General features: G+C 71.5%; 13 protein-coding genes. 7 read left to right on the top strand and 6 right to left on the bottom strand.

From position 1 onward, the window contains the following. Positions 1 to 179 precede the first annotated feature (179 nt). Complete coding sequence (locus OG303_RS12845) at positions 180 to 632, top strand: ATP-binding protein (protein WP_405877229.1); 453 nt, start codon at positions 180 to 182, stop codon at positions 630 to 632. Between the two features lie 54 nt (positions 633 to 686). Here the strand turns inward: OG303_RS12845 and OG303_RS12840 are convergent, their stop codons facing one another. Both OG303_RS12840 and OG303_RS12835 read right to left on the bottom strand, forming a co-directional pair. After that, on the bottom strand, positions 687 to 1,730 hold the full coding sequence (locus OG303_RS12840; RefSeq protein WP_405867967.1) for a DUF2637 domain-containing protein: 1,044 nt from the start codon (positions 1,728 to 1,730) through the stop codon (positions 687 to 689). 314 nt (positions 1,731 to 2,044) lie between these two features. Next, positions 2,045 to 2,893, bottom strand: a complete 849-nt coding sequence (locus OG303_RS12835; protein WP_405867965.1) for a (2Fe-2S)-binding protein — start codon at positions 2,891 to 2,893, stop codon at positions 2,045 to 2,047. Positions 2,894 to 3,060: 167 nt separating this feature from the next. Here OG303_RS12835 and OG303_RS12830 point away from each other — a divergent pair, with 167 nt between their 5' ends. Continuing rightward, the gene (locus OG303_RS12830; RefSeq protein ID WP_405867963.1) at positions 3,061 to 3,858 is read left to right on the top strand and encodes a GntR family transcriptional regulator; all 798 of its coding nucleotides are present in this window, start codon (positions 3,061 to 3,063) and stop codon (positions 3,856 to 3,858) included. 87 nt (positions 3,859 to 3,945) lie between these two features. Here the strand turns inward: OG303_RS12830 and OG303_RS12825 are convergent, their stop codons facing one another. Both OG303_RS12825 and OG303_RS12820 read right to left on the bottom strand, forming a co-directional pair. Further along, the gene (locus OG303_RS12825; protein WP_405867961.1) at positions 3,946 to 4,728 is read right to left on the bottom strand and encodes a hypothetical protein; all 783 of its coding nucleotides are present in this window, start codon (positions 4,726 to 4,728) and stop codon (positions 3,946 to 3,948) included. Positions 4,729 to 4,958: 230 nt separating this feature from the next. Further along, positions 4,959 to 6,632 (bottom strand): PucR family transcriptional regulator, encoded by a 1,674-nt coding sequence (locus tag OG303_RS12820; RefSeq protein WP_405867959.1) that lies wholly within the window; start codon positions 6,630 to 6,632, stop codon positions 4,959 to 4,961. Positions 6,633 to 6,976: 344 nt separating this feature from the next. Between OG303_RS12820 and OG303_RS12815 the strand changes: the two genes are divergently transcribed. The 5 genes from OG303_RS12815 to OG303_RS12795 all read left to right on the top strand — a co-directional run bounded on the left by OG303_RS12815 (position 6,977) and on the right by OG303_RS12795 (position 13,662). Next, on the top strand, positions 6,977 to 7,867 hold the full coding sequence (locus OG303_RS12815; protein ID WP_405867957.1) for an FAD binding domain-containing protein: 891 nt from the start codon (positions 6,977 to 6,979) through the stop codon (positions 7,865 to 7,867). After that, entirely contained in the window at positions 7,867 to 8,451 is a 585-nt protein-coding gene (locus OG303_RS12810; protein WP_405867955.1) for a (2Fe-2S)-binding protein, read from the top strand. Before OG303_RS12815 ends, OG303_RS12810 begins: the two co-directional genes overlap by 1 nt. A gap of 2 nt (positions 8,452 to 8,453) precedes the next feature. Then, complete coding sequence (locus tag OG303_RS12805) at positions 8,454 to 10,847, top strand: xanthine dehydrogenase family protein molybdopterin-binding subunit (RefSeq protein ID WP_405867953.1); 2,394 nt, start codon at positions 8,454 to 8,456, stop codon at positions 10,845 to 10,847. 156 nt (positions 10,848 to 11,003) lie between these two features. Beyond that, positions 11,004 to 12,461: an NCS2 family permease gene (locus tag OG303_RS12800; protein ID WP_405867951.1), complete on the top strand. Its 1,458-nt coding sequence runs from the start codon at positions 11,004 to 11,006 to the stop codon at positions 12,459 to 12,461. 49 nt (positions 12,462 to 12,510) lie between these two features. Further along, positions 12,511 to 13,662 (top strand): XdhC family protein, encoded by a 1,152-nt coding sequence (locus OG303_RS12795; protein ID WP_405867949.1) that lies wholly within the window; start codon positions 12,511 to 12,513, stop codon positions 13,660 to 13,662. Positions 13,663 to 13,674: 12 nt separating this feature from the next. Here the strand turns inward: OG303_RS12795 and OG303_RS12790 are convergent, their stop codons facing one another. Next, a complete protein-coding gene (locus OG303_RS12790) occupies positions 13,675 to 15,996 on the bottom strand; it encodes a protein kinase domain-containing protein (RefSeq protein ID WP_405867947.1) in 2,322 nt (773 codons plus the stop codon). Positions 15,997 to 16,176: 180 nt separating this feature from the next. Continuing rightward, positions 16,177 to 17,460: a lanthionine synthetase LanC family protein gene (locus tag OG303_RS12785; protein WP_405867945.1), complete on the bottom strand. Its 1,284-nt coding sequence runs from the start codon at positions 17,458 to 17,460 to the stop codon at positions 16,177 to 16,179. Between the last annotated feature and the right edge of the window lie 30 nt (positions 17,461 to 17,490).

Raw genomic sequence — 17,490 nt, 5'->3', positions numbered from 1 at the left:
GGGTCATCTACCCGGCCGGAACCTCCGCACCCGTGGCCGAACACCTGGTCGTTGACGATTCGACATGACTGGCGCGGGTCCTGTGGGGCATGGATCCCGTGAACGTGTTCGACAAGGAGGGGACCGACATCGGCACGCGGGCGGGGGTCATGAAGAGGCAGGCGCGAGGGGGCGGTCCCATGGCGATCGGGGCCTTCTCGGCGAAGACAGCGGAGGAAACGGCCGACGGAGGCACGGAAGGGAAGCAGCCGTCCCAGTTACGGCAGAGGCTCGGACGGGCGGATCTGAAGGCGGTGCCCGAGGCACGCAGGGCGCTGCGCGAGCTGCTACGGCAGTGGGGCAGGCCCGGCCGGTCCGACATAGCGGAGCTGCTCACCAGCGAACTCGTCACCAACGCACTCATCCACACCGACCACGACGCGGTCCTGACGGCCACCGTCGGACCCCGTGGACTGCGGGTGGAGGTAAGGGACTTCGTGGCCCGCAGGCCGCGACTGCGCGTACCGAACGCCGACGACGGTACGCACGGCAGAGGCCTGGTCCTGGTGCAGTCCCTCGCGGACGCGTGGGGGGTACGGGCGCACGGGGTGGGGAAGGTGGTGTGGTTCGAACTCGACGCCGGAGTCGCATAACACGGGAAGGGGGCGTGACCCGAAGGTCACGCCCCCTTCCCGATGCTGCTGTTCCTAGCCGAACTGCTGCTCCAGGTCCTTGAGCTTGCGCTCCAGGGAGTCGAGGCGCGGCAGGGCCATCGTGTCGTCCTCCGCGGTGAGGTCGACCGTGAGCGGGTCAGTACCACTCTTGCGGACGGGCTGCAGGGACGGGCGAGAGCGCACGGGCAGCGGTTCCGGGGCCGATATGGCAGGCTCCGCGGTGACCGAGGCCGAGGCCCGCTCCAGGGCCTGGGGCTCCGGCTGACGTCCGCCGCCACGGCCGATGAACCCGCGGTGGCCCCGGCTGATGGCCTTGAGCTGGGCGCGCTCCAGGCGGTCGTGCTCGCGTCGGCGCAGCCGGTTCTGCTCCTTCTGCCGCTGGTCCTCGCGCACCTCGTCGACCGCCTCGTCCAGGCTGCGCACGTTCTCCAGCAGCATCAGCGACCAGGCCTTGTACGTCTCACGCGGGGCCCGCAGCCAGCGGACGATACGGATCTGCGGCAGCGGACGCGGCACCAGACCCTGCTCGCGCAGCGCGGCCCGGCGGGTCTGCTTCAGTGCGCGGTCGAACAGCACGGCCGCCGACAGGGACATACCCGAGAAGAACTGCGGAGCGCCGTCGTGGCCCATGCCCCTGGGCGCGTGCACCCAGTTGAACCAGGCCGCGGCACCCGCGAACGTCCACACCAGTATCCGGGAGCCGAGGGCCGCGTCACCGTGGCTGGCCTCGCGCACCGCGAGCACGGAGCAGAACATGGCCGCACCGTCCAGGCCGAACGGCACCAGGTATTCCCAGCCGTTGGTGAGGCCGAGGTTCTGCTGCCCGAAGCCGACCAGACCGTGGAAGGAGAGCGCGGCGGCCACCGCCGCACAGCAGAACAGGAGGACATAGGAGGCGGTGCCGTATATGGCCTCCTTGCGCCTGCGGCGCTCCTCGCTGCGCTCCCACGTGTCGTCCGTCTTCGCGTGCTCCCCCGACCGCTTGCTGCGCGCGAGCACCGCTACCGCCGCCAGCATGCCCAGGAGCAGTACGGCGCCCGGAAGCAGCCAGTTCAGCGATATGTCGGTCAATCTCATCTGGGGTCCCTTGCATTGGGATAGGGCGTAACGCCCGCCATAGTGGCCCAATCCCACCGGCCCTCAGGGGGTTTCGGGGCAAGAGGCCGCCAAGGAAGTGCAAGGGGATGCCCAAGGCGGCTTTCTGCTCGAACTGCCGCTTGAGGGGCGGGAGTTGAGTTCGAATAAGACTACCCGTACGGGTGGTTCCACGGAAAGTTCCTGCGCCAAGTGAGGAAATTGTGAAGTGTCTGTAACCGGGCGGGCGTCTCGTTCGCCGGTGATCCTAGCGGGACGGCCGTCGGCCGACGTGGCCGGGGGTGTCTGAGGGTGCCTCAACTCGCGGCTGCGGCCAGCAGCTTGGTGACCCGGTCCGCGTCGCAGGTGCGCGGGCAGGTGGCGCAGGTGTCCTCGGGGCGCACTGTGTAGAACATGCAGCAGCTCGCCCGGTCCCGGGTGGGCAGTGACTCCCCGTCGGGTCCGGTCAGTTCCCGGAAGGCCGCGGATCCGGCGTACGGCTTGGTGGCCCCCGGCAGCAGCGCCTCCAGCTCGCGCATGGCGCGCCGTTCCTCGCCGAGCAGATGGGCGATGTACCAGAGACCCTCCACGACCTCGTCGGTCGCCATGCCCCACAGGGCCCGCCCGCGCCGCCGCATGCGCGGCCCGAACCCGGCGAGGACGGGTTCGAGATGCTCGGCGACCGCGGCCCGCACCTCCGCCCGCAGCGCCTCCTCGTCGGCGATCACGCGGGCGCCGGGCAGTGCGGCGGCCGGATCGCCGGGCAGGCAGGCGAAGCCGGCCGGGCGCACGGCCATGCGGCCTATGGAGAGGCCGGGGGCGGTGCGGTCGTACGAGACGTGGGTGACGGGGAGGCGGGGCACCCGGCGGTTCAGGAACCACGGCACGGTGATCAACAGGCAGGCGGGCCAGGCGTACCGGTGCAGTCCGAAGCTCGCCACGACGTCCGGCCGTGCCCGCAGTCCGTAGTCGCGCAGTACCTGTGCGTCGTCCCATGCGAGAAACGCCTCGAGGTCCGCGCCGCCCTCCGCGAGCGAGGCGGCGGAGATCCATCCGTCCCCCGTCGGGACCTGCTCGGCGGCGTCTGTTTCCATGACGGCCAGCCCCGGGAAGACCCCGGTCAGACGGGCGTAGGCATCCGTGAGTGCCGAGTGGGGCACGGGCATGCGGAGACCACCGATCCACGACGGGTGCATGACGATTTTGAAGGTAAGCCTAACCTTACCCAAGATCCATGGGATTTGAACTGGTGGCATCTGCGCCTATGGTGCTGACGGACGAGTAACAACCCGCCGTAATGACCCCAAGTACCGACACGTCCTCGGGAGGACCTGTGAAGCAGAGCGCGCAGGGCTCCGCGGAGACGGGAATCGAGCAGGTCCGGGCCGGCGCGGCACCTCGGGTGCCGCCGCAGCCCAGGGCCCAGGACGTGGACCGGGAGCGAGGCGTCGCCCCGGGTGCCGCCCGAGGCGAGCACACGCACAGCGAGCAGCCGATGCCCCGGCCGCGCCTGGTCCAGCGGGCCTCCGTGCGCGGGCAGATCCTCGACGCGCTGCGCACCGCGCTGGTCGCGGGCGAGCTGACACCGGGCGAGGTGTACTCGGCGCCAGCGCTGGGGGACCGGTTCGGGGTCTCCGCGACGCCGGTGCGCGAGGCGATGCAGCAGCTCGCGCTCGAGGGTGCCGTCGAGGTCGTCCCCAATCGCGGGTTCCGGGTCATCGAGCGGGGCGCCCGGGAGCTGGCCGAGCTGGCCGAGGTCCGCGCGCTGATCGAGATCCCCGTGATGCTGCGCCTGGCCCGCACGGTCTCCGCCGACCGCTGGGCCGGCCTGCGCCCCCTCGCCGAGGCGACCGCCCGCGCCGCGGCCTCCGGCTGCCGCGCGACCTACGCCGAGTCGGACCGCACCTTCCACCGCGCCCTGCTCGCCCTGTCCGGCAACGAACAACTGACCCAGATCGCCGACGACCTCCACCGCCGCGCCCAGTGGCCCCTGGTCGGAGCCCCACCCACGCGCGGCCACGCCGACCTGCTGGCAGACGCGGCCGAGCACACGGCCCTGCTGGACGCACTGATCGCCCGGGACCTGGACGTGGTGCGGGCGTTGGTGGGGGAGCACTTCGCGGGGGCGTGAACTCTTTCAGCCGGTCCGGCGTTTGAGGACGAGGCCGTTCAGGCCGATACGGGGGTCCAGGGGGCTCAGCCCCCTGGAGGGTGCCGGCTAGGCCGTCGCCGCCCCCGCCGCCGGCGGAGCCAACTGCCGTGCCAGCCACGTGGGCACACCACCCAGCAACCGGAACAGCCGCCCAGCCTCCTCCCGAAGCCGAGAAGCCTCCGGCTCGGCCTCCGCATCGGCCAACGACGCCAGCGCCGGCGCCGTCCCCACCAGGTACCCCAACTCCTCCCGGATCCGCAGCGATTCGGCGAACCCGTGCCGCGCCTCGGCCAACTCCCCTTCCCGCAGCGCGAGTCCGGCAAGGTGGCGCCACGTGAACGACAGCAGCAGTGGATCGGAGTGCGCCGTGGCCCCCGCATGCGCCCGCCGATACGCCGCCCGCGCGGCCTGCGGCGAACGCGCGAGGTTCTCGGCGAGCAGCCCCCGCCGGAAGTCCAGCAACGGCCGCCCCGCCGCCCCCGGAGCGATCAGCGCCGCCGCCCGCCCCAGCGCGGCCCGCGCCTCGTCGGCCCGGTCGCGCACTCCGTGCAACGTGGCCGCGTACGCAAGCTGCCCGCGTTCACAAGCGGCCGCGCCCCGCTCCTCGTCGGTGTGGGCCAGCGCCTCGGCCGTACGCAGCGCGTCCTCGGCGTCCTGCCAGCCCTGCTCGGTGTACAGACACCGCTCGACCAGCAGCGCGGCCCGCTGCAGCGAGGCGTCCGCGCCGTCGGGCTGGAGCAGTGCCGCCGCGTCGGCCCAGCAGGCGCGCGAGCGCAGCCGCCATACCGCGGTCTGGAGGGGATCGTCACCAGCGGTCGTTCCGTTACCAGACATGGCGGTATGCGCCACGTTGCCCTCCCCAAGGTCCTGTCCTTCGGATCAGCTCCGGCGTCGCAAGGCACCGCGCCTTGACACCGACCCGATCCGAGGACAGGCCCAGCACGCCATCGAGCTGTTGAGTGGTGGCGGCATCTCAGCACGAATCGCGGCGCCCGGCCAAGGGGGTGGGTGAAGGATTTCACAAAGTCGTGGGACAGCGACGGCACTTCGTGCCACCCACGTTCCATGCCCTGGTGACCTCAGCTCATGCGCAATGCCAAGAAGAAATCGAGCTTGTCCTCCAGCCGGGACAGGTCACGGCTCGTCAACTGCTCGATCCGCCCGACCCGATAGCGCAGCGTGTTGACGTGCAGGTGGAGCCGGGTCGCGCAGCGCGTCCAGGAGCCGTCGCAGTCGAGAAACGCCTCCAGGGTGGGGATCAACTCGGCGCGGTGGCGGCGGTCGTAGTCGCGCAACGGATCCAGCAGCCGCGCGGTGAAGGCCCGCCGCACGTCGTCCGGGACGAACGGCAGCAGCAGCACGTGCGAGGCCAGTTCCTGGTGGCCCGCCGCGCACACCCGCCCCGGCCGTGCCGCCGCCACCCGCCGCGCGTGCCGTGCTTCCTCCAGCGCCCCGCGCAGCCCCTCCGCCGAGTGCACGGCCGCGCTGACTCCGAGCGTGACCTGCCCGTCGTCGTCCAGGCCGGCCGACAGCGGGTCCCGTACGGCCTCCAGGAGCGCTTCGGCGAGGATCCCGGTCTCGGAGTCGTCGTGCTCGGACGAGACGGCCGGCAGCGGTACGAGCGCGATGGCCTCGTCGCCCGTGTGGGCCACGGCGATGCGGTCGGAGGGCTCGGGCCCGGTGGCGAGCGGGTCGACGAGGATCTCCTCCAGGAGCGACTGGGTGACCGGCCCGGCCTCGATGTCCCCGCCCGCCCACTCGACCCGGGCCACGACCACCTGCCAGTGCGGGGCGGCCCCGAGGCCGGGCAGCAGCACCGGGGCGGCCACCCGCAGCCGGGCGGCGATCTCGGCGGGCGCCGCGCCCGTCTGCACCAGCTCGAGGACCTCCTGCGCCAGCCGTCTGCGCACCGTGCGCGCCGCGTCCCGGCGGTCCCGCTCGACCGAGATCAGCTGGGTGACGCCCTGGAGCAGGTCGAGCCGCTCCGCGGGCCAGTCCCCGGCGTCCGCCTCGACGGCGAGCAGCCAGTCCGACAGCACCGTCTCGCGCACGTCCCGGGAGGCCTGCGGAGAGCGCCCGCTGCTGCGGATCGGGAAGAGGCTGTACGTGGTCGGGCCGAGCGTCACCCGGTGCGGGCCGCGCCGGCCCGTGCGGGCGGCGGCGAGGTGCTCGGCGGACAGCTTGGCGCAGGTGTCGGCGGGCAGCGCGGGCCCGGCGTCCTTCGAGCCCGCGATGAGCCGCCCGGTGGGGGAGAGCACCCAGGCCCGCAGGTCGAGGTCGGAGCCGAGCAGGTCCAGGACCACGTCCGGGCCGCCGCCCGCCGGGCCCGAGGTCATCATCCGCCGGTGCCGGTCGACGACGGCCGCGAGGTCCCCGGCGCGCTCGCCGGACACCTGCCGCACGATGTGCTCGGTGATCGTCGCGAACGCCACCGACTCGTGCACCGCGAAGAGCGGGAGGCGGTGGCGGGCGCAGGCGACCAGGAGGTCCTCCGGGATGTCCCCGAGCTCCGCCTCACCGGCGGCCAGCGCGGCCACCCCGGTCTGCGCGAGGATCCGTACGAACGGCTCGGAGTCGTCGGCGTCGCGGCGCCAGGCCAGCCCCGTGAGGACCAGCTCGCCGCCCGAGAGATAGCGGCTGGGATCCCTGAGATCGGTGGTCATCACACCGCGCACGGTGCGGTCCAGCTCGTCCTCGCCGCCGAGCAGCCGCAGGCCCAGCGCGTCGGTGTCCAGCAGTGCGCGCAGCCGCATTCTCGTCGCCGCCGTTCTTTGTCTCGAAATCTACGATGAGTGGTGAGGATGGTCGGTGGGAGGACCCCGGCGACCGGTGCGCGAGGCGCATCCTTTGATTGCCAGGCTGTTTCCTGCGTTTCTACAGGAAAACGAAGAGGTTGCTGATGACCTCCGTTCATACGAATCTACAAGATGCCGGGGTTGGCCAGCCAACTCCTTCATGGTTTCCGTGACTGACCCCGGTGGAGTACGGCGCTGTGTACTGACTCCAATCCGCGTAAACAGCACATGAACGAGCCAGGCCCACCGCACCCGATATGGCTTGATCCGTACGACCCACGAGACGTAGAAGAGAGTCGGTCATGGACTTCCTTCGCCCCGCCAGCTGGGAGGAGGCGCTCGCCGCGAAGGCCGAGCACCCCACCGCTGTGCCCATTGCGGGCGGCACCGATGTGATGGTCGAGATCAACTTCGACCACCGCCGGCCCGAGTACCTGCTCGACCTGAACCGCATCGGCGACCTCTACGAGTGGGAGGTCGGCGAGGAGAGCGTGCGGCTCGGTGCCTCCGTCCCGTACTCGAAGATCATGGAGAGCCTTCGCGCCGAGCTGCCGGGTCTCGCCCTCGCCTCGCACACGGTCGCCTCCCCGCAGATCCGCAACCGCGGCGGCGTCGGCGGCAACCTCGGCACCGCCTCCCCGGCCGGCGACGCCCACCCCGCGCTCCTCGCGGCGGGCGCCGAGGTCGAGGCCGAGTCGGTGCGCGGCAGCCGTCGTATCCCGATCGACGAGTTCTTCACAGGTGTGAAGCGCAACGCGCTCGCCGCCGACGAGCTCATCAGGGCCGTACACATCAAGAAGGCCGACGGCCCGCAGCAGTACTCGAAGGTCGGCACCCGCAACGCCATGGTCATCGCCGTGTGCGCGTTCGGCCTCGCCCTGCATCCCGAGACCCGCACGGTCCGCACCGGCATCGGTTCGGCGGCGCCCACCCCGGTCCGGGCGAAGACCGCGGAGGAGTTCCTGAACGCGGCGCTCGAGGAGGGCGGCTTCTGGGACAACGGGAAGATCATCACCCCGTCGGTCGCCAAGCAGTTCGCGGACCTGTGTTCCGGCGCCTGCAACCCGATCGACGACGTCCGGGGCACCGCGAGCTACCGCCGCCACGCGGTCGGCGTCATGGCCCGCCGCACGCTGACCTGGACCTGGGAGTCGTATCGCGGCACCGCCGCCCGCTCGGAGGGAGTCGCCTGATGCGCGTCAACTTCACTGTCAACGGACGTCCGCAGGAAGCCGACGACGTGTGGGAGGGCGAGTCCCTGCTGTACGTGCTGCGAGAGCGGATGGGTCTGCCGGGTTCGAAGAACGCCTGCGAGCAGGGCGAGTGCGGTTCCTGCACGGTCCGCCTGGACGGCGTGCCCGTGTGTTCCTGCCTCGTCGCGGCCGGTCAGGTCGAGGGCCGTGACGTCGTCACCGTCGAGGGTCTGGCGGACTACGCCAAGCAGCGCGCGGAGCAGGGCGGTTGCGCCACCGGCGCCTGCGGTACGTCCCTGCAGGACGCCCAGCGGTGGGGCGCCCAGGGCCAGGACTCGCACACCGGCGAGGGCACCGAACTCTCCCCGATCCAGCAGGCGTTCATCGACGCCGGAGCCGTCCAGTGCGGCTTCTGCACCCCGGGGCTGCTGGTCGCCGCCGACGAGATGCTGGAGCGCAACCCCACCCCGACCGACGCGGACATCCGCGAGGCCCTGTCGGGCAACCTGTGCCGCTGCACGGGCTACGAGACGATCATGGACGCGGTCCGCCTGGCGGCCGCCCGGCAGGGAGAGGCGGTCTGACGATGACCGGCAACGGTGCTCCCCTCGGCACTCCCACCAAGGTCACGCAGGGTTCCCCGACCAAGGGCGGCATCGGCGAGTCCACGCTCCGCCCGGACGGCACCCTCAAGGTCACCGGCGAGTTCGCGTACTCGTCCGACATGTGGCACGAGGACATGCTCTGGGGCCAGATCCTGCGGTCGACCGTCGCGCACGCCGAGATCGTGTCCATCGACACCGGCGAGGCCCTGGCCACCCCGGGCGTCCACGCCGTCATGACGTACGACGACCTGCCGGCCGAGGTGAAGAAGTACGGCCTGGAGATCCGGGACACCCCGGTCCTCGCGCACGGCAAGGTCCGCCACCACGGCGAGCCGGTCGCCATCGTCGCCGCCGACCACCCGGAGACCGCGCGCCGCGCGGCCGCCAAGATCAAGGTCGAGTACCGCGAGCTCCCGGTCATCACCGACGAGGCCTCCGCGACCGCGCCGGACGCGATCCTCATCCACGAGAACCGCGACGACCACCACATCGGCCACGTCCCGCACCCGAACATCGTGCACCGCCAGCCGATCATCCGCGGCAACGTCGAAGAGGCCGCCAAGAAGGCCGACTTCGTCGTCAAGGGCGAGTACACCTTCGGCATGCAGGACCAGGCCTTCCTCGGCCCCGAGTCCGGTCTCGCCGTACCGTCCGAGGACGGCGGCGTCGACCTCTACGTCGCCACCCAGTGGCTGCACTCGGACCTCAAGCAGATCGCGCCCGTGCTCGGCCTGCCCGAGGACAAGGTGCGGATGACGCTGTCCGGCGTCGGCGGCGCGTTCGGCGGCCGCGAGGACCTGTCGATGCAGATCCACGCCTGTCTGCTGGCACTGCGCACGGGCAAGCCCGTCAAGATCGTCTACAACCGCTTCGAGTCCTTCTTCGGACACGTCCACCGCCACCCGGCCAAGCTCCACTACGAGCACGGCGCCACCAAGGACGGCAAGCTCACGCACCTGAAGTGCCGGATCGTCCTGGACGGCGGCGCCTACGCGTCGACCTCCCCGGCGGTCGTCGGCAACGCCTCCTCGCTGGGCGCGGGCCCGTACGTCATCGACGACGTCGACATCGAGGCCATCGCGCTCTACACCAACAACCCGCCCTGCGGCGCCATGCGCGGCTTCGGCGCGGTCCAGGCGTGCTTCGCCTACGAGGCGCAGATGGACAAGCTCGCCGACAAGGTGGGCATGGACCGGATCGAGTTCCGTCAGCTCAACGCGATGGAGCAGGGCACGCTGCTGCCGACCGGTCAGCCCGTCGACTCCCCGGCCCCGGTCGCCGAACTCCTGCGCCGCGTCAGGGCGATGCCGCTGCCGCCGGAGCGCCAGTGGGAGAGCAGCGAGGGCTCGGACGTACGACAGCTGCCCGGCGGTCTGTCCAACACCACGCACGGCGAAGGCGTCGTCCGCGGCATCGGCTACGCGGTCGGCATCAAGAACGTCGGCTTCTCCGAGGGCTTCGACGACTACTCAACGGCCAAGGTGCGTATGGAGGTTGTCGGCGGCGAGCCCGTCGCGACCGTCCACACGGCCATGGCGGAGGTCGGGCAGGGCGGAGTCACCGTCCACGCGCAGATCGCCCGCACCGAGCTGGGCGTCGCGCAGGTGACGATCCACCCGGCGGACACCCAGATCGGTTCCGCCGGCTCCACCTCCGCCTCGCGGCAGACCTACGTCACCGGTGGCGCCGTCAAGAACTCCTGCGAGCTCGTCCGGGAGAAGGTCCTGGAGCTGGGCCGCCGCAAGCTGGGCACGTACCACCCCGCCTGGGCCACCGCCGAACTGCTCCTGGAGGGCGGCAAGGTCGTGACCGACGGCGGCGAGGTCCTCGCCGACCTGGTCGACGTGCTCGAAGGCGAGTCCGTCGAGGTCGAGGCCGAGTGGCGACACCGCCCGACCGTGCCCTTCGACCTGCGCACCGGCCAGGGCAACGGCCACGTCCAGTACTCCTTCGCCGCGCACCGCGCCGTCGTCGAGGTCGACACCGAGCTCGGCCTGGTGAAGGTCATCGAGCTGGCCTGCGCCCAGGACGTCGGCAAGGCGCTCAACCCGCTGTCCGTCATCGGCCAGATCCAGGGCGGTACGACCCAGGGTCTGGGCGTCGCGGTGATGGAGGAGATCATCGTCGACCCGAAGACGGCGAAGGTCAGGAACCCCTCCTTCACGGACTACCTGATCCCCACGATTCTCGACACACCGACCATCCCCGTCGATGTGCTCGAACTCGCCGACGACCACGCCCCGTACGGGCTGCGTGGCGTCGGCGAGGCACCCACCCTGTCCTCGACCCCGGCCGTCCTCGCGGCGATCCGGAACGCGACCGGGCTGGAGCTCAACCGCACACCTGTACGTCCGGAACACCTCACCGGAACGTGACCCCCCGGGGTTGAGCAGGTGAAGTTCCCTGGGGGGACGCCGTCCTCCCAGGCCCCGTTGTTCGTCTCGGGCCGTCCCCCGGGTCGTCCACATCCCAAATCCCGCCGACAGCCGAAGGCATGCGCGGGTGCACCTTTGAACCTTGGGAGATGGCCCATGACCCAGCAGTCAGTGGAGCCCAGGACCACTGCCGAAGACGCGGGAGAAGGCACCCGCGTCCCGGCAGGACGGTCCTGGCTCGACCGGTACTTCCACATAACCAACAGGGGATCCACCGTCGCGCGCGAGGTGCGCGGCGGCGTCACCACCTTCATGGCGATGGCGTACATCCTCCTGCTCAACCCCCTGATCCTGTCCGGCAAGGACGTGGCGGGGGACATGCTCGGCCAGAAGGCCCTGATCACCGCGACCGCGTTCGCGGCTGCCCTCACCACGCTGCTGATGGGTTTCGTGGGCAAGGTCCCCCTCGCCCTCGCCGCCGGCCTCTCCGTGTCCGGCGTCCTGTCCTCGCAGGTCGTCCCGCAGATGACCTGGCCGCAGGCCATGGGCATGTGCGTGATGTACGGCGTCGTCATCATGCTGCTGGTCGTCACCGGCCTGCGCGAGATGATCATGAACGCGATCCCGCTCGCGCTCAAGCACGCGATCACCATGGGCATCGGCCTGTTCATCGCCCTGATCGGTCTGGTGAAGGCCGGCTTCGTGCACCAGGGCAAGGCGACCCCGGTCACCCTCGGCCCGACCGGTGAACTCGCCGGCTGGCCGGTCCTGCTCTTCGCCGCCACCCTCCTCGTCATCTTCATGCTCCAGGCGCGCGGCGTCCCCGGCGCCATCCTGATCGGCATCGTCGGCGGCACCGTACTCGCGGTGATTCTCAACGCATTTGACGTCATCGACCCCAAGCAGTGGGCGAGCGGCGCACCCGAACTGCACGGCAGCGCGGTGTCCATGCCGGACTTCTCCATCTTCGGCAAGGTCGAGTTCGGCGGCTGGGGCCACGTCGGCGCGATGACGGTCGGCATGATCGTGTTCACGCTCGTGCTCGCCGGCTTCTTCGACGCCATGGCCACCATCATCGGCGTCGGCACCGAGGCCAAGCTCGCCGACGAGCAGGGCCGGATGCCGGGCCTGTCCAAGGCGCTGTTCATCGACGGCGCGGGCGGCGCGATCGGCGGTGTCGCGGGCGCCTCGGGCCAGACGGTGTTCGTCGAGTCCGCGACGGGCGTCGGCGAGGGAGCCCGAACCGGTCTCTCCTCCGTCGTCACCGGCCTGTTCTTCGCGGCCTGTCTGTTCTTCACCCCGCTCACGGCGATCGTCCCCGGCGAGGTCGCGGCCGCGGCCCTCGTGGTCATCGGCGCCATGATGATGATGAACGCCCGCCACGTGGACTGGGCCGACCGCGCCACCGCGATCCCGGTCTTCCTGACCGTCGTGATCATGCCGTTCACGTACTCCATCACGGCGGGCGTCGCGGCCGGAGTCATCTCCTACGTCGCCATCAAGATCGCCCAGGGCAAGGCGCGGGAGATCGGTGCCTTCATGTGGGGCCTGACAGTGATCTTCCTCGTCTATTTCGCCCTCAACCCCATTGAGAGCTGGATGGGCGTGCACTAGCGGCTCGCCCAACTACCCTCCACACAACCGCTGTGAAGGAGGCCGAGAGATGCTGGACATCGCCGAGGAGCTGAACCGGTGGGTCGAGCAGGGACGCGACTTCGCCGTGGCCACCGTGGTGGCCGTCGGCGGCAGCGCACCCCGCCAGCCGGGCGCCGCCCTCGCGGTGGACGCCGACGGCACGGCGATCGGCTCGGTCTCCGGCGGCTGTGTGGAGGGCGCCGTGTACGACCTGTGCCAACAGGCCCTGGAGGACGGCGAAACCGTCCTGGAGCGGTTCGGGTACAGCGACGAGGACGCCTTCGCGGTCGGCCTGACCTGCGGCGGCATCATCGACATCCTCGTCACTCCGGTACGGGCCGCGGATCCGGCCCGCCCGGTGGTCGCGTCCGCGCTGGCCGCCGCCGCCCTTGGGGAGGCGGCGGCGGTCGCGCGGATCGTGTCGGGACCGGCCCAGCTGCTGGGCCGGGCGCTGGTGGTCCGCCCCGACGGCTCGTACGAGGGCGGCTTCGGCGCCCATCCGGAACTGGACCGCACGGTCGTGGGAGAGGCGGGCGCCTTCCTGGACGCCGGCCGCACCGGCACCGTCGAGATCGGCGAACAGGGCTCACGCTGCGGAGCCCCGCTCACGGTCCTGGTGGAGTCGTCCGTGCCGCCGCCCCGGATGATCGTCTTCGGCGCGATCGACTTCGCGTCGGCGCTGGTGCGGATCGGCAAGTTCCTGAACTACCACGTGACGGTGTGCGACGCCCGTCCCGTCTTCGCGACGAGGACGCGCTTCCCGGACGCCGACGAGATCGTCGTCGAGTGGCCCCACAAGTACCTGGAGCGGACGTCCGTGGACGCCCGTACCGTCCTGTGCGTCCTCACCCACGACGCCAAGTTCGACGTACCGCTGCTGCAACTGGCGCTGCGGCTCCCGGTGGCCTACGTCGGCGCGATGGGCTCCCGCCGCACCCACCTCGACCGCAACGAGCGCCTGCGTGAAGTCGGCGTCACCGAGCTGGAGTTGGCACGGCTGCGGTCCCCGATCGGCCTCGACCTCGGCGCTCGTACGCCCGAGGAGACGGCCCTGTCGATCGCCTCGGAGATCGTCGCCAACAGGCGTGGCGGCAGCGGCATTTCACTTACCGGGGCGCCTACGCCGATCCATCACGATGCGACGGCGGTGTCCGCCCGGCGGATCGGGTCGGTGGCCTGACCGGTGCGGCGGTCAGCCCGAGGCCTTGGCCGCGGACGGCGTCGGCGCGTCGGTGGTCGCGCTCGACGTCGGCGCCAGGGTGGCGGGGCTCGCCGACCGACTCGGTGTCGCCGAACCCGACGACGGCAGCACCGTGGGCCGGTCCGGCCGTACCGAGAAGGCCTTGTCGCCCGCGACGGCCACGATCGCGTCCTTGACGAGCAGCAGGCTCGGGATCGTGTCCTGCGCCGAGTTCCCCGGATCCGCCAGTTTGTCCGTGGTCCAGCGCACGGCACCCGTCGCGCGGTCGAGGGCCAACAGCCGGCCGTAGCGGTTGGCGAAGTAGAGGGTGTCGTACTTCGTCGACAGCGCCGGCGCCGACAGGTTCTCGATCTGTGTCCCCTTGTTCCACAGCAGTCCGCCGTCGGAGACCCTGGTGGCGGTGACCGTCCCGTCGGGCCGGACGAAGTACACGACGCCGCCGACGAGCGTGGGCGTGCCGCGCCGGGTGTCGTCGAGGGGGATCCGGGCGACGCTGCCGGCGGCCGGGTTCACCCGCAGCAGGGCCGTGTACGGCTCGTCCCGCCCGTCGTTCGACTCGGAGTCCGTGCTCTGTCTCACCGCGAACAGCGGCTGCCCGTGGACCGCGCCGAGCGGTTGCGCCGTCAGGGGCAGGGTGCCGAGCTCGTGCCCCGTGCCGTCGGCCGGGTCGAGGCGCAGGAAGCCGGCCGCCCCCTTGAAGGGATCGGTCGCGTCGGTGCACACGCCGTAGGGCGCGCCGTCCAGGACCACCGGGGCGCAGGCCGTGCCGGCCGACGTCTTCGCCGGTGTCCGCCACAGTTCCTGTCCCGACTTCGCGTCGAAGGCGACGAACTCCTTCGCCCCGTCCGGCATCGCCACGACCCCGCGGCTGAACAGGGCAGGGGCCTGGCCCGCGTCGATCGTCCGGGTCCACACCCGATTTCCGGTGGCCGCGTCGAGGGCGACCAGCTGCTGGGTCGAGGACACCGTGTCCACATTCGGCTGCACGACCGTGTACACGATCCCGTCCCTGACGCCGAGGGGCCGCTCGGCGGCCTGCGCGCTGCTGCCGAAGTGCCACTCGACGCGACCGGAGGCGGCTGCGATCCGGGCGACCGTGAAGCCGGTCCCCGCGCAGTACAGGGAGGACCGGGCGGAGACACAGCCGGAATCCACGGAGTCCACGTTGACGACGACGGAGTCGTCCGGCACATCTCGACGGAGCTTGGCCAGCCAGGGTTTGAAGCCGGTGGGGAGCGCGGGGGCGGCTGAGGCGGAGGCGCCGGCGGCGGGTGTTTCGCCGGTGTGGTTCGCGCTCGAGGCCATGTGGGACACCAACACGCCCGCCACGGTCACGGCGACGGCTGCGCCGAGGACGGCGAGGCGGTTCACCCGGCGCCCGCGCCCGCGGCCGCGTCGCCCGACGCCGGTCGCGGACGTCGTGTCACCGGATCGCCGTGAGGCGGCCCTGCCGCCTGCCGGAACGGTCGGCGGCCCCGATGCGGCCGGGGCGGCGGCCGTGTCGGGCAGCGCCCTGAACAGCCGGTGCAGCTCGGCCAGTTGGGGCCGGGCTGCCGGGTCCTTCTCCAGGCAGCGCCCGGCGATGCCCCGCAGCGGCTCCGGGACGTCGTCCAGGCGCGGCTGCTCGTGCATCACCTGATAGCCCGTCAAGTACGGGCTGCCGCCGTCGAAGGGACGGTTCCCGGTCGCCGCGTACACCAGCAGCGAGCCCAGCGAGAACACGTCCGAGGCGGGGGTCACGTCCTTCGGCGCGGCGAACTGCTCCGGAGACATGAAGGGCGGAGTGCCGATCAGCCGGCCGGTCACGGTGAGGTCCTCGTTGTCGGCGGCGCGCGAGATGCCGAAGTCGATCACGCGCGGGCCGTCCTCGGCCATCAGGACGTTGCTCGGCTTCAGGTCCCGGTGCACGACGCCGGCCCGGTGGATGTCCCGCAGCGCCTCGACGAGACCCAACGCCAGCGTGCGCAGCCTGCGCCCGCCCAACGGACCTTGCTCGGCCACGATTTCGGCGAGCGTCCGGCCGGGCACGTACAACGTCGCCATCCACGGCAGCTCTGCGTCCGGATCGGCGTCCACCACGGGCGCGGTGAACGCCCCGCTCACCCGCCGTGCCGCCGCGACCTCCTGGCGGAAACGGGCCCGGAACTCCTCGTCCAGCGCGTACTGCGCGTGCACGACCTTGATCGCGACCTGTCGCCCCGATGCCGACAGCCCCAGATGGACGACGCCCATCCCGCCGCTGCCGAGCCGGTCGATCAGCGTGTAACCGCCTATGGACCCGGCTTCCCCGGCTGTCCCGCCGCTCAGCGACATGCGCCGGTCACCCTCCCCATTGCCTCGACCGGCCGGACCGTTCACGGAGATCGGCGATCAAGGACATCTGCCTTCAAATGCCCTCAAAGCCACCGGCCTTCAGAGGCGTCAGCTTCAGGGGCATCAGACTAGGCCGTCTGATCGCCCGCCCTGACACCGACCGGCACACCGCCCCGCGACTCAGGCCGCCCCGGCCGCCCGCCGAACCGACGGCTGGTCCGGCCAGTCGAACGCGTACGCCGGGTCGCCCCCGCGGCTCAGCCGTACGAAGCGCAGCAGTTCCCGCACGATGCCCGCGTTCCCCATCGCCCACCCGGTGCAGGGTTCGAGGGCGCTCGGAGTGGCCCGGTGCTCGACATTCGACCAGCGGGCGCCCTCGCCGTCCCGGGTCGACCGGGCGGCGAGGTCGGCCACGAGGACGTGGGTGAAGCCGGCGTCGGCGGCGGCGTCGTGCTGCTCGGCCAGCCGGTCGCAGGCCAGGGCGAGGACACCGGCCGTGCCGCAGCAACGGCCGTTGTTGTCCCAGAAGCCGGGGCGCAGCCGCTGCGGGAGACCGGAGCGGGTCACGGTGTGCCAGCAGCGGTCGGCGAGGGACGTCCAGACGGGATCGGCGGTGACGTCCCGGAGCACCCGGAAGGCCTGGGCGTCGCCGGCCGGGCCGTGACACCACCCGTAACTGATGCGCTGCGTCAGGTCGGGGCGCCACGGCGGGTCGGAGTGCGGGACCAGGAAGCCGTCCGGGCCGGCCTCGTCGCGGGCCACGACGTCCGCGGCACCGGCCAGTGCCGCTTCGACGAAGTCCGCGCGGCCGGTCGCCCGGCCCACCCGGGCCAGCGCGGACACGATGCCGAGCGTGCCGTGCGAGACGTGGTGCAGACGCGACTCCACGTTCGGGCGGTGCGCCCACTGCACGCCCGACGGGGTCTTCTCGGCCGTCCGCAGATAAGGCTCCAGAGCGAGTACGGCGAGTTCGGCATCGCCCAGTGTCGAAGCACCGAGCCCGATCCCCGCGTTGCCGCCCATCAGCTCGAACAACGTGCCCCAGCGCGTCCCGTCGAAGCGCGACCGCACGATCCGAAGGGCCCGGTCCGCGGCGGCACCGGCACCGCTGTCGCCGAGTTCGTCATGGACGGCCCGCAGTACGAGAGCGATTCCGGTACGGCCGAAGTACAGGGAGTCGTCGTCGTGGTCGTCGACGGCCGCGGCCAGACTGCGGGCCGCGCGCACGGCCATGTCGCCGTAGGAGTCGTCGCCGAAGTGCCGTCGAGCCTCCAGCAGCACCGGCACCACACCGGCCGTGCCGCTGTAGAACATCGGGTTGAGTTCGTCGTCCGAGGGCCGGGTCGGCCAGCCGAGGCCGCCGCCCTCCGTCTCCCGGGCCGTCCCGAGCAGCCAGTGCAGCCCGTCCACCGCGAGCGCCTCGACCTCGTCCACCGGCACGACCGTGCCTTCAACTGCCGTCATGGAGCTCACTGTTGCATGATCCGAAGCACC

The sequence above is a fragment of the Streptomyces sp. NBC_00005 genome (assembly GCF_045160215.1).
In the GTDB taxonomy this organism is placed as follows: Bacteria; Actinomycetota; Actinomycetes; order Streptomycetales; family Streptomycetaceae; genus Streptomyces.
Note: the sequence above shows the minus strand (reverse complement) of the source record. Positions and strands in the feature narration are given on the sequence as shown.